This window comes from Vibrio sp. 9-16B-A1 (assembly GCF_056726165.1).
In genome coordinates this window covers 189,380-201,826 of sequence record NZ_JBSDZD010000006.1, presented here as the reverse complement: position 1 = coordinate 201,826, position 12,447 = coordinate 189,380, and the positions used below count along the sequence as shown (strand labels likewise).

Annotated in this window: 10 protein-coding genes; 8 read left to right on the top strand and 2 right to left on the bottom strand. The window is 52.4% G+C overall.

The features are described 5' to 3' along the window. The first annotated feature begins 77 nt into the window (after positions 1-77). The 6 genes from ACVB80_RS12125 (at position 78) to deoD (ending at position 6,372) form a co-directional block, all read left to right on the top strand. Positions 78-1,343, top strand: coding sequence for a NupC/NupG family nucleoside CNT transporter (locus ACVB80_RS12125; RefSeq protein WP_481081543.1), 1,266 nt, complete (start codon positions 78-80; stop codon positions 1,341-1,343). A 365-nt stretch (positions 1,344-1,708) separates the two neighbouring features. Beyond that, complete coding sequence (locus ACVB80_RS12120; protein ID WP_481081542.1) at positions 1,709-1,879, top strand: XapX domain-containing protein; 171 nt, start codon at positions 1,709-1,711, stop codon at positions 1,877-1,879. Positions 1,880-2,124: 245 nt separating this feature from the next. Beyond that, a complete protein-coding gene (deoC, locus tag ACVB80_RS12115) occupies positions 2,125-2,901 on the top strand; it encodes a deoxyribose-phosphate aldolase (protein ID WP_481081541.1) in 777 nt (258 codons plus the stop codon). Between the two features lie 90 nt (positions 2,902-2,991). After that, the gene (gene deoA, locus ACVB80_RS12110) at positions 2,992-4,323 is read left to right on the top strand and encodes a thymidine phosphorylase (RefSeq protein WP_481081540.1); all 1,332 of its coding nucleotides are present in this window, start codon (positions 2,992-2,994) and stop codon (positions 4,321-4,323) included. Positions 4,324-4,341: 18 nt separating this feature from the next. Beyond that, positions 4,342-5,562, top strand: a complete 1,221-nt coding sequence (locus ACVB80_RS12105; RefSeq protein WP_481081539.1) for a phosphopentomutase — start codon at positions 4,342-4,344, stop codon at positions 5,560-5,562. A 96-nt stretch (positions 5,563-5,658) separates the two neighbouring features. Next, positions 5,659-6,372, top strand: coding sequence for a purine-nucleoside phosphorylase (deoD, locus tag ACVB80_RS12100; RefSeq protein ID WP_481081538.1), 714 nt, complete (start codon positions 5,659-5,661; stop codon positions 6,370-6,372). A gap of 255 nt (positions 6,373-6,627) precedes the next feature. Here deoD and ACVB80_RS12095 read toward each other — a convergent pair whose 3' ends face one another. Beyond that, positions 6,628-7,239: a YtjB family periplasmic protein gene (locus tag ACVB80_RS12095; RefSeq protein ID WP_481081537.1), complete on the bottom strand. Its 612-nt coding sequence runs from the start codon at positions 7,237-7,239 to the stop codon at positions 6,628-6,630. 125 nt (positions 7,240-7,364) lie between these two features. Between ACVB80_RS12095 and serB the strand changes: the two genes are divergently transcribed. Then, positions 7,365-8,330: a phosphoserine phosphatase gene (gene serB / locus ACVB80_RS12090; RefSeq protein WP_481081536.1), complete on the top strand. Its 966-nt coding sequence runs from the start codon at positions 7,365-7,367 to the stop codon at positions 8,328-8,330. Positions 8,331-8,396: 66 nt separating this feature from the next. On the opposite strand, the gene ACVB80_RS12085 is transcribed toward serB, so the two are convergent. After that, positions 8,397-10,748, bottom strand: coding sequence for a PilZ domain-containing protein (locus tag ACVB80_RS12085; RefSeq protein ID WP_481081535.1), 2,352 nt, complete (start codon positions 10,746-10,748; stop codon positions 8,397-8,399). 147 nt (positions 10,749-10,895) lie between these two features. Between ACVB80_RS12085 and radA the strand changes: the two genes are divergently transcribed. Continuing rightward, positions 10,896-12,275 (top strand): DNA repair protein RadA, encoded by a 1,380-nt coding sequence (radA, locus tag ACVB80_RS12080; protein WP_481081534.1) that lies wholly within the window; start codon positions 10,896-10,898, stop codon positions 12,273-12,275. Positions 12,276-12,447 lie beyond the last annotated feature (172 nt).

Sequence of the window (12,447 nt, the reverse complement as noted above, 5' to 3'; positions counted from 1 at the left end):
GCGCTTATAATTGCCCTCGTTTTAATAACGCCAATTTGTAACACGCCAATAAATAACTAATAAGGAAGTCATAAACTATGAGCCTGTTTATGAGCCTGGTTGGTATGGTAGTGCTGATTGCAATCGCAGTTCTGCTATCTGACAACCGTAAAGCAATTAACGTTCGTACTGTGGGTGGTGCTTTTGCTATCCAATTTACCCTGGGTGCGTTCATCCTGTATGTACCATGGGGCCAGGAACTCCTGCGCGGATTCTCTGATGCAGTATCAAGCGTCATCAACTACGGTAACGATGGTACTTCGTTTCTGTTCGGTGGCCTGGTATCTGGCAAAATGTTTGAAGTATTCGGCGGTGGCGGTTTCGTATTCGCATTCCGTGTACTACCAACACTAATTTTCTTCTCAGCTCTAATTTCAGTGTTGTACTACTTGGGTGTTATGCAGTGGGTTATCAAGATTCTTGGTGGCGGTCTGCAGAAAGCTCTGGGTACATCCCGTGCGGAATCTATGTCTGCAGCAGCGAACATCTTCGTTGGTCAGACTGAAGCACCTCTGGTTGTACGTCCATTCGTTCCAAAAATGACTCAGTCTGAGCTGTTTGCGGTAATGTGTGGTGGTCTGGCATCTATCGCTGGTGGTGTATTGGCGGGTTACGCTTCTATGGGCGTGCCAATTGAGTACCTGGTTGCAGCATCTTTCATGGCAGCACCTGGTGGTCTTCTGTTTGCTAAAATCATCAAACCTGAAACTGACGAGCCAATCGAGCAGATGCAGGACATCGGCGCTGAAGGCGACGACAAACCTGCTAACGTAATCGACGCGGCTGCGGGCGGTGCATCTGCTGGTCTTCAGCTGGCACTGAACGTTGGTGCAATGCTGATTGCATTCATCGGTCTGATCGCTCTGGTTAACGGTATGCTGGGTGGCATCGGTGGCTGGGTTGGTATGCCTGAACTGAGCCTGGAAATGATCCTGGGTTACGTGTTCGCACCTCTGGCATTCCTGATCGGTGTTCCATGGGCTGAAGCGACTGTTGCTGGTGAGTTCATCGGTATGAAGACTATCGCTAACGAATTCGTTGCTTACTCTCAGTTTGCCCCTTACCTGGGTGAAACTGCTCCGGTAGTACTGTCTGAGAAGACTAAAGCAATCATCTCATTCGCTCTTTGTGGCTTCGCGAACCTTTCTTCTATCGCGATCCTGCTGGGTGGTCTGGGTAGCCTGGCGCCAAAACGCCGTCCGGACATCGCGCGTATGGGTATTAAAGCAGTTATCGCTGGTACGCTATCTAACCTGATGGCAGCTACCATTGCAGGCTTCTGCCTGAGCCTGGCTGCAATGTAATTAAAGGCTGATATTTTATAGACGCCGTTATAATCTCACCCCGTAGCAAGTGATTGCTGCGGGGTGTTTTTGTTTATAGGTGGGTGTGTTTATTAAGGCCCTGGGCACTTGGCTCTGGGCGCTAGGCAAATGGAGCACCCGTTAATGAAATTCAGAAAAACTGAAGTTGGTTGAAGGAAAGAGTTGTCATTGCAACCGGGATACTGGATTCTGCCGCCCAGCGCCTGGAACCGGACTTTTGCAACTAAACCTTAGAACCATAATTCTGTTTTTTTGAGATACAAACCGTTTGCGCTCTATATCACACTACAGATTCTGGCTGAATATCTATAATGTATATATCTGTGGAATACAGGGGTAATCCCATGAATGAAGTTATCCTGGCAATGCTTGCCGGATTCGTCGTTGGAGTCCTGTTTTCAGCCATCAAACTGCCGATCCCGGCACCACCGGTCCTTTCCGGGGTGATGGGCATAGTCGGTGTGTATTTAGGTGGTATAGCTTATCAATGGATAATTGAGAAGTTTTTCGGCTGAAACTTACAGGAAGTAAGCACAAGCGCCGGTAGTTAAGCGACCGGGGCTCAGCCTTTTTTTGTACGTTAGACACAGCAAGAGATGTACTGTGCCATAGGCCAAACTGGTACTGTGCGGCGACAGGGATAGCGATTGAAACCAGCAGGCGCTGGTTCAAGTCTTCAGGGAACCAAGTCCGTTCATGTTGTACAGGACTCCCAACATGGGAGTTCATTACTGAATGAATATACTGATCGGAGATAGAAATGAGCGATTTAAAAGCAGCAGCATTGCGCGCGCTGAAACTAATGGATCTGACCACGCTGAACGAAGATGATACTGACGCGAAGGTTATTTCTCTTTGTCATGATGCGAAAACGCCGGTAGGCAATACAGCGGCAATCTGTATTTACCCTCGCTTTATTCCTATTGCGAAGAAAACACTGCGCGAGCAGGGCACGCCAGAAGTGCGTATCGCAACTGTAACTAACTTCCCTCACGGCAACGATGATATCGAAATCGCGGTAGCGGAAACCAAAGCAGCAGTTGCTTACGGCGCTGACGAAGTAGACGTGGTATTCCCATACCGCGCTCTGATGGCTGGTGATGAGAAAGTGGGCTTCGAGCTGGTTAAACAGTGTAAAGAAGCGTGTGGCGACATTCTTCTGAAAGTAATTATCGAAACCGGTGAACTGAAAGAAGAAGCGCTGATCAAGAAAGCATCTCAAATCTGTATTGAAGCAGGTGCTGACTTCATCAAAACTTCTACCGGTAAAGTGCCGGTAAACGCGACGCCAGAGTACGCGCGTATGATGCTGGAAGTTATCCGTGATATGGGTGTTGCTGAAAAAGTTGGCTTTAAGCCAGCTGGCGGCGTTCGTACTGCAGAAGACGCAGCAGCATACCTTGCAATGGCGGATGAGCTCCTGGGCGCAGACTGGGCAGACAACATGCACTACCGCTTTGGTGCATCAAGCCTGCTGACTAATCTGCTGAATACATTAGAAGTGACCAACGAAGTCGCTGATCCGACAGCTTACTAAGCTGCCAGAACAGAGTGGGGCAAATTCGCCCCACTTTATCTCCTATACCCTACACTAATTAATAGCTCGGCAAATGCTGAGGAGGAACTAATGTATCTGCCACAGGAAATCATTCGCAGAAAACGTGACGGCGAAGTACTGACCGCTGACGAAATTAACTTTTTCATTCAAGGTGTTGCAAAAAATACTGTTTCAGAAGGACAGATTGCAGCCTTTGCGATGGCCATCTTCTTTAATGAGATGACCATGCCAGAGCGTATTGCTCTGACCTGTGCCATGCGCGATTCTGGCATGGTTATCGACTGGAGCCACATGAACTTTGATGGCCCAATCGTCGACAAACACTCTACCGGTGGTGTGGGTGACGTAACTTCACTGATGCTTGGCCCTATGGTGGCAGCGTGTGGCGGTTACGTACCAATGATCTCAGGTCGTGGCCTGGGCCACACCGGCGGTACCCTGGATAAGCTGGAAGCTATCCCGGGCTACAACATTACTCCGACTAACGAAGTATTTGGTCAGGTGACCAAAGACGCTGGTGTTGCCATCATCGGTCAGACCGGTGATCTTGCTCCGGCAGATAAGCGCGTTTACGCGACCCGCGATATCACCGCGACCGTAGATAACATCTCTCTTATCACTGCGTCTATCCTGTCGAAGAAACTGGCGGCAGGTCTGGACTCTCTGGTGATGGATGTGAAAGTAGGATCTGGCGCATTTATGCCAACTTACGAAGCATCTGAAGAGCTGGCGAAATCTATCGTTGCAGTAGCCAACGGTGCTGGCACCAAAACCACAGCAATCCTGACTGATATGAACCAGGTTCTGGCGTCATCTGCAGGTAACGCTACTGAAGTACGTGAAGCGGTTCGCTTCCTGACCGGTGAATACCGTAACCCTCGCCTGCTTGAAGTGACTATGGCGTCGTGTGCAGAAATGCTGGTTCTGGGTAACCTGGCGAAAGACACTGCGGAAGCCCGCGCTAAACTGATGGCGGTACTGGACAACGGTAAAGCTGCAGAGTGCTTTGGCCGCATGGTTGCTGGTCTGGGTGGTCCTCTGGACTTTATGGAAAACTATGACAAGTACCTGGCCCGCGCTGACATCGTTAAGCCGGTATTTGCAAGCGAAGCTGGTATCGTATCTGCGATGGATACCCGTGCGATTGGTATGGCAGTCGTTGGCATGGGCGGTGGCCGCCGCGTGGCAACGGACAGCATCGATTACGCCGTAGGCTTCGACAACTTTATTCGTCTTGGTCAGACCGCTGACCAGGATACGCCGCTGGCCGTTATCCACGCCCGTTCAGAAGAGCAGTGGAACGAAGCAGCAGCAGCATTACAAGCAGCAATTAAAGTGGGTAACACCGCTTACAATCCAACACCTGAAGTTTACCGCCAGATCCGGGCGGAAGACGTATAATCCCGGTGGAGAGGCATTATGAAACGTTCAATTATTTTAGTACTGGATTCTTTTGGCATCGGCGCGACCGCTGATGCTGACAAGTTTGGCGATAAAGGCTCAGACACTTTTGGCCACATCGCACAGCAATGTGCAGAGGGCAAAGCAGACAACGCTGAGCGCAGCGGCGCGCTGAAACTGCCAAACCTGACCAAACTGGGTCTGGCGATGGCGGGTAAAGAGTCTACCGGTAACCTGGCAGCAGGTATGGATGACAGCGTTGAAGTGATCGGCGCTTACGGCCACGCGGCTGAGCTGTCTTCAGGTAAAGATACTCCGTCTGGTCACTGGGAAATTGCCGGTGTACCTGTCCTGTTTGACTGGGGCTACTTCACTGACAAGACCAACAGCTTCCCGCAGGAACTGCTGGACCGCATCGTAGAACGCGCGAACCTGCCTGGTTACCTGGGTAACTGCCACGCGTCTGGTACTCAGGTTCTTGATGACCTGGGCGAAGAGCACATGGCAACCGGTAAGCCAATCTTCTACACCTCGGCTGACTCTGTATTCCAGATCGCCTGTCATGAAGAAACTTACGGCCTGGATAACCTGCTGGAGCTGTGTCAGATCGCCCGTGAAGAGCTGGAAGACTACAACATCGGCCGTGTTATCGCCCGTCCGTTTATCGGCCCTAAAGCCGGTGAGTTTGCACGTACCGGTAACCGCCGTGACCTGTCTGTAGAGCCACCATCAGCAACCGTTCTGCAGAAGCTGGTTGACGAGAAAGGCGGTGACGTGGTGTCTATCGGTAAGATCTCTGACATTTACGCTGGTTGTGGTATCACTCAGAAAGTAAAAGCGACCGGTATCCCGGCGCTGTTTGAAGCGACCAAAGAGCAGATTGAAAAAGCGGGTGATAACACTATCGTATTCACCAACTTCGTAGACTTCGACTCAGCTTACGGTCACCGTCGTGACGTAGCGGGCTACGCAGCTGCGCTGGAATACTTCGACGGCCGTCTGCCAGAAATCCTGGGTATGCTGAAAGAAGACGATGTACTGATCATCACTGCTGACCACGGTTGTGACCCAACCTGGCCTGGTACTGACCACACCCGTGAGCACATCCCTGTGCTGGTATACGGTCCGAAAGTACCGGCTGGTTCTCTGGGCCGCCGTGAGACCTTTGCTGACATTGGTCAGACTCTGGCAAGCTACTTCGGTATCTCAGATATGGACTTCGGCAGAAGCTTCCTGTAATAAATATCAGCTCCGGGCGTGATTCGTCCGGAGCTTTTTTTTGTGTTTTTTTCGCCTGATAATCAGGCTGTTGTAACAATTGACAAGGAAATTCAAATGGCTACTCCACACATTAATGCGGAAATGGGTGCTTTTGCAGACGTAGTACTGATGCCGGGCGATCCGCTGCGCGCCAAGTACATTGCCGAGACCTTCCTGGATGACGTGGTACAGGTTTGTGACGTGCGTAATATGTACGGTTACACCGGTACTTACAAGGGCCGTAAGATCTCAGTAATGGGCCACGGTATGGGTATCCCATCGTGCTCAATTTACGTGACAGAGCTGATTAAAGACTTCGGCGTGAAGAAGATCATCCGTGTGGGCAGCTGTGGTGCGGTAAACGAAGACATCAAAGTACGTGATGTGGTGATCGGCATGGGTGCATGTACCGATTCAAAAGTGAACCGTATCCGTTTCAAAGGCCATGACTTCGCTGCAATCGCTGATTACCAGATGGTGAAAAACGCGGAAGAAGCGGCAAAAGCACGCGGCATCGAAGTTAAAGTCGGCAACCTGTTCTCTGCTGAGCTGTTCTACACGCCGGATCCGGAAATGTTCGATGTAATGGACAAGTACGGCATCGTTGGCGTTGAGATGGAAGCGGCAGGCATCTACGGCGTAGCAGCAGAATACGGCGCGAAAGCACTGGCGATCTGTACCGTATCAGACCACATCAAAACCGGCGAGCAGACCACTTCAGAAGAGCGTGCCACCACGTTCAACGAGATGATGGAAATTGCACTGGATTCAGTATTGTTGGGTGACTAGGCGCTGGTTTGTGCTTAAATTGAAATGAAAAACGCGCCGGGAGATCGGCGCGTTTTTTGTAATTGGGGTTCGCGGTCCTCGGTTATCGGTCCGCGGGAATGGTTCTGTTTTCCGGGCTGAACTGTTGGCCCCGCACCGCTTACCGGGAAGCGCCTCAAATCTGTTTGTTTTGGGATTTGTAGTCTTTGGTTCTTGGTCCACGGGATTAGTTCAGTTCTATAGGCTGAACCCGCGTACCGAGAACCGCGTACCGCCCTAAACCTGTTTCAGCAGCAAATTCTCCCCACTATCCCTGCGTTTTTTCACATGACGGCGCAGCAGGAAGCTGATCAGCAGTCCGCTGACGAAGCTCATTATCAGCATCAGGTACATCATGCGGTCACTGTTGCGGTAGTGGTGGTCTGAAATGGCGGTCACCATGCCTTTCTCAAACGTGATCCGCACAAAGCCGATCAGGCTCTCCTGGTGGTAGATGGGTTCCACCAGTTGCTGGCGGCCGATACTGGCGGTGGCCAGCGGGGTATCCAGCCCTAAGGTTTCGCGTACCGGTTTGGCGTTTTCGCTGGCGGCCAGTTTGGCCCCTTCAGAGTCGTAGATGGTGGCATCAAATACCAGCCGGTCCTGAGCCAGCTGGTTAGTCAGGGCCAGCAGACGCTCCTGCTCATCATTGACCAGCATGCTGCTGGCCGAGAGAGCGGCCTGGGTGACCAGTACGTTGGTCAGGGTTTCCAGCTGACGGGCCTGAATACGCTCGTTACCTTTACTGATGATGACACTGTTTTGGATCGTGACCGCAAACAGAGTGGCGACGATCAGCATGGTGACCACGCGTAAAAAAGAGCGAAAAGAAAAAATTGAACTACTCATCCGTTATCAACTCATCTGAACCTGGCGCGATGATGCGCGGTTTGGTCTCTATTGTAGCTTGCCTTTTGCTTTTGCAATAGGTTAACGTTTGGGGAATTAGAACGGATACCAGTACCAGGGAAGTTATGACAGTATCAAAGATGAAAAAGCGCATCGGATTGCGCACCCGTTTACCCGAAATTCAGTCGGCACACTTTCGTGACCGGCAAAAAGCTAGTTGGATCATTTATGGTCCGAGCCTCTCCTTGCGTCATCTCGAAGACCTTGATTTCTTTACCGGACAATATAATGCTGTGGTCGATGCCTGGCAGGTAGGCCCTTATGAAGTGGCGCTGATGGCTGGCGAGCTGACCACGGAACACCAGACTATTCTGGATGAGCTGGCGCTGGATTACGCCCCGCTTAATGATGTGCCTGATTTAAGTCGTCCTGGCCTGCTTTTGATGGATATGGACTCCACCGCCATTCAGATTGAGTGTATTGATGAAATCGCCAAACTGGCCGGGCCTGAGGTGGGAGAGATGGTAGCGGAAGTGACAGAACGCGCCATGCAGGGCGAGCTCGATTTTGAGCAAAGCCTGCGCCAGCGGGTTGCTGCGCTCAAAGATGCCGATGAGGCTATTTTGGGTAAAGTGCGGGAGCACCTGCCACTGATGCCGGGTGTCCGTGAGCTGGTGGCGACACTGAAAAGCTTTGGCTGGAAAACGGCGGTGGCTTCTGGTGGCTTCACTTATTTCTCTGATCACCTGGGTGAGTTACTTGAGCTCGATTATACCCGCTCCAACCAGCTGGCGATTGAAAACGGGAAACTGACCGGTGAAGTGCTGGGAGATGTGGTCGGCGCGCAGGCCAAAGCCGATATTCTTGGTCAGCTTGCAGAACGTTATGGTATCGAAGGGATGCAGACCATAGCGGTGGGCGACGGTGCTAATGATCTTGTGATGATGGAAGCGGCCGGACTGGGCGTTGCTTATCATGCTAAGCCTAAAGTCACCGCTCAGGCTCAGGTGGCGGTGAGGCACGCAGACCTGCTCGGTGTATTGTGTATTTTAAGTGGTCAGCTGGCCAAACAGCGAAAGATCAGATGGTAATAATATCGCCGGTATTAAAAGCAAAGGGGCCTGCTGGCCCCTTTGTTATTTTCTGAAATAGGTGGTTCAGGTGACTTCCAGCCGGATCATCACTTCGTCAGTAATATCGATGATCTCCCCATAGCCCACCAGGCTGGAGAACTCTTTCTCAATGTTCCTCGCGTGATGCAGTGTGGCTTTGGCCAGGCTGCCGAGCTCCTCTTTCAGCATCTGGGTTGTGGGCTCGGTTACCGGGATCCCGGAGATGCGCAGCGCAAAAAACTGCCCCTGAGTTTTGGCAATTTTGACAAAACTTATCCGCTGCTCGATGGAGTCAAAATCACTCAATAACCGGGTTTCAATTTTCTCAATCTGTTTGCCATTTTGAATCACCGATACATACATATCGTGGAACACTGGTCTTGCCCCTTCGACCGGGCGCATCGGGGTGGCGAGCAGGGTATTGGTCCGGCCCTTAAACAGTGGCTCCAGAGACATTCTGCCATTGTGGCCCAGTGACTGGAACAGCCGGGCCAGCGCATTAAGCGGTGTATTGACACCCACGGTTCTTGGCTGAAGCATACGGTCTTTCTTTTCCACATAGAACGGGAGGCTGACCATGCGCCCCAGCAGCTGATGGTGCATGGTGTTAAGCAGCTCATGGGATGGCAGCAGTTCCGCCTCTTTGGACAGACGTTCCTGGTTGTGGTTGATCAGCCTCTTCAGGAAGTTAATCGCCCGGCTGGAGTTATGAGTGTCCTCGATTTTCAGTTGAATACTGAAGCCATCGGGGCTGATCCGCACTACGGTGTAGGGCACTTCGGTCAGCGGGACTTTTTCATCGTAACGCTGAAGCTCAAGGAAGCTGACCGGCAGTTTGTCCCCGGCTTTAAGCGGCAGCGGGGCAGGCACCGCGATTTGCAATCCCCGGCTGGAAAAGTTCTTTGTGGTACCTTTTACTTTCGCACCCGGGCCGACCAGTATTTCAATGGGTGACTCAAATTCAAAGCGAGGTTCGCTTCGGCGGGTACTGGCGTCGAAATAGATCCCCTGCGGATGGCCGAGTATCTGGCGCGAATGGCGGAAAGGGTTAAGCTCTGCACTTGGCAGGGTGGGTTTTTCCGTCAGCAGATAATCCAGGCTCTGTTCCTGGTTACTGATCTCCTGCAGCAGGCCTATATGGGTCAGGGAGTTCAGGGTTTCTTTCAGCTCCGGTGCAGCGTGGTGAAACTCCTGGATCTCTTCCTGGCTCAGCTCAAACATGTGCAGCCGGTAGACCCGCCAGCTCGGGCGGCGGGCACCGATATGCCAGAACAGCTGGCGCTGCGCCCGGTTGGCTTCGGGCAGCATCATGCTGTAGAACAGTTTTTTGTTTTGATGGGTGTGGGTAAAAGCGTAAATAAAATTGTTGCTTTCGCGCATGCCAGGCTGGATAAGTGGTGACATTCGGTCACGGGTAAACAGGGTGCCGAAGGTCTGCTGGTTGCGCTCATCGTGCCAGTACTGCCACAGGGACTGGTTGGCATCGGTCAGCAGGGCATAGCGAAGCTCAGTGCCGCTGAAAAACAGTGGCAGGTGACAGGTATGACGCAGGTAACAGTGTTCATAACCACGGGCGCGGGCGCGGATAATATGGTCCTGGTTATCATGCTTGGCGCGCTTGGCCCGTTTGGAGTCACCCTGCAGGAACTGGTCTATCGCCCGGGCAACCAGGTCGGTCTCGGTCAGGCGCTTGAGGCGAAGCCAGCGAACAGCACTGTTTTCATAACAGTCATCGACTCCGAGGATGCGGTACTCTATCCGCTCAGCCATTTCCGGGTCTTTCAGCTCGTTGGCTATCTGGGTAAAGGAGACGTTCAGCACTTCACCAAGGCGATAGTCAAATGCACTCGGTACCTTGAACTTGGCACCAGAGCAGGATAAATCGACGCTGACTCCGTGAACAATCTGGCCGGACTCACGCTCGATATCGACTTGACTCGCCATGCGCAGACGGTTTTCTTGCCGGCGCAGGTCGTACCCGAGCCTGACGATATCGGCTTCAAACGGGCTGTCGGGGTCGGTTATTGCATAAGGCATGTTCGGGCGCACCGGATTAACGGTCCGGTATTTGTGGCGGGTATTAACCAGCGCTTCCCAGACGCCTTCGGTATAGGCGCCGTAGCGTTTGACCTTTTTGTGATAGGCGTTGATCGCCACATCATCGAGCCAGTGACGGATGCCATTAAGGTGGTATTCGCGGCATTCTCCCTGTACCCGGCCGCGCAGGTCGATGGATTTCTGACATGGTGCCATGACGCGCTTAAGCTCCATCTTCACGAGAAGACGGGCGGAAGGGTGCTCACCTTCGGTCATCTGGTTCAGTACCAGCTCGAAGTCTTCAGAGTGGTAGACCGGGAGCAATCGTTCGACCAGCGAGAGAATTTCTGCCTGTTCCATTATTTCTGTTAGAGTATTTGTCCTTAAATAAATATCGGCCGCAATGCGCCTGGCTTTAGCGGTTCGAGTAATCGATTATACGGATTCAGCCGGGATTGAGTATCCCGGCTGTTGATTAAAGTTCAAATATTGGAGCAAAGACCTGTCATGGCCAAAGCGAAACGAGCCTATGTTTGTAATGATTGTGGCGCGGATTTTCCCCGCTGGCAGGGTCAGTGTAATGCCTGTGGCGCATGGAACACCATTTCTGAAGTGCGTCTGGCGGCTTCCCCGACGGTCGCCAGAAATGAGCGCCTGAGCGGTTATGCTGGTGGCGCGGGTGAGTCTCAGGTTCAGACCCTGGCAGAAATCGACCTTCAGGAAGTGCCGCGCTTTACCAGTGGCTTTAAAGAGCTCGACCGGGTACTTGGAGGTGGTGTTGTACCGGGGGCGGCCATTCTTATAGGCGGCAGCCCGGGCGCAGGTAAATCGACCCTGCTGCTTCAGACCATGTGCTGGCTCTCTTCACAGATGAAAACCCTGTATGTGACCGGCGAGGAGTCGCTTCAGCAGGTGGCAATGCGCGCCTCCCGTCTTGGCCTGCCCAAAGAGCACCTGAAAATGCTCTCGGAAACCAACGTCGATAAGATTTGTCAGGTGGCGGAGAAAGAGCAGCCGCGCATCATGGTCATTGACTCGATTCAGGTGATGCACGTTTCGGATGTGCAGTCCTCCCCGGGCAGTGTGGCCCAGGTGCGTGAGGCAGCGACGGCGCTGACCCGTTATGCCAAGCAAAATAACGTCTCGATTTTTATCGTCGGACATGTAACAAAAGACGGTACCCTGGCCGGGCCTAAAGTGCTGGAGCACATTATTGACTGTTCGGTATTGCTCGATGGTGGCAGCGACAGCCGCTTCCGGACCCTGCGCAGCCACAAAAACCGTTTTGGAGCGGTCAATGAGCTGGGCGTGTTTGCCATGACCGGGCAGGGGCTGCGTGAAGTGAGTAACCCGTCGGCGATTTTCCTGTCGCGGGGGGAGGAGGAAACCTCCGGCAGCTCAGTGATGGTGGTGTGGGAAGGTACCCGGCCGCTGCTGGTCGAAATCCAGGCGCTGGTGGATTACTCCCAGCTGGCTAACCCGCGCCGGGTTGCGGTTGGCCTTGAGCAGAATCGTCTCTCTTTATTACTGGCTGTACTGCATAAACACGGTGGACTGCAGATGGCAGACCAGGACGTGTTTGTTAACGTCGTGGGCGGCGTTAAGGTCACCGAGACCAGTGCGGACCTTGCATTGATCATGGCGTTGCTGTCGAGTTTCCGTGACCGGCCGCTGCCAAAAGATGTGGTGGTGTTTGGTGAGGTTGGCCTTGCCGGTGAGATCCGTCCGGTGCCAAGCGGGCAGGAGCGATTAAATGAAGCCTTTAAACATGGCTTTAAAAAGGCTATTGTACCGGCAGCCAATATGCCCAAAGGGGGTATTGAAGGAATGCAGATCCATGGTGTGAAGAAACTGTCTGAAGCCATCTCTGCGTTTGATGAGCTATAACGTTCATTATCAGCAGCGATCGCTGCAATTTACTGGATAATTTTCAGTCCTGAACTAGATTTTATACACGGCTTTTCACCCTCAGAAATGAGGGGGAAAAGTTTTTTGTTCTCAATCGCACGCAAGGGTATCAGTCTTGACAGATTGTGGTATACTCTGCGCGCAATTTATA

What these genes read in the sequence shown, in the direction of transcription:
- ACVB80_RS12125 (WP_481081543.1), top strand. Translation starts at nt 78, where the DNA reads ATGAGCCTGTTTATGAGCCTGGTTGGTATGGTAGTGCTGATTGCAATC.
- ACVB80_RS12120 (WP_481081542.1), top strand. Translation starts at nt 1,709, where the DNA reads ATGAATGAAGTTATCCTGGCAATGCTTGCCGGATTCGTCGTTGGAGTC.
- deoC (WP_481081541.1), top strand. Translation starts at nt 2,125, where the DNA reads ATGAGCGATTTAAAAGCAGCAGCATTGCGCGCGCTGAAACTAATGGAT.
- deoA (WP_481081540.1), top strand. Translation starts at nt 2,992, where the DNA reads ATGTATCTGCCACAGGAAATCATTCGCAGAAAACGTGACGGCGAAGTA.
- ACVB80_RS12105 (WP_481081539.1), top strand. Translation starts at nt 4,342, where the DNA reads ATGAAACGTTCAATTATTTTAGTACTGGATTCTTTTGGCATCGGCGCG.
- deoD (WP_481081538.1), top strand. Translation starts at nt 5,659, where the DNA reads ATGGCTACTCCACACATTAATGCGGAAATGGGTGCTTTTGCAGACGTA.
- ACVB80_RS12095 (WP_481081537.1), bottom strand. Translation starts at nt 7,239, where the DNA reads ATGAGTAGTTCAATTTTTTCTTTTCGCTCTTTTTTACGCGTGGTCACC.
- serB (WP_481081536.1), top strand. Translation starts at nt 7,365, where the DNA reads ATGACAGTATCAAAGATGAAAAAGCGCATCGGATTGCGCACCCGTTTA.
- ACVB80_RS12085 (WP_481081535.1), bottom strand. Translation starts at nt 10,748, where the DNA reads ATGGAACAGGCAGAAATTCTCTCGCTGGTCGAACGATTGCTCCCGGTC.
- radA (WP_481081534.1), top strand. Translation starts at nt 10,896, where the DNA reads ATGGCCAAAGCGAAACGAGCCTATGTTTGTAATGATTGTGGCGCGGAT.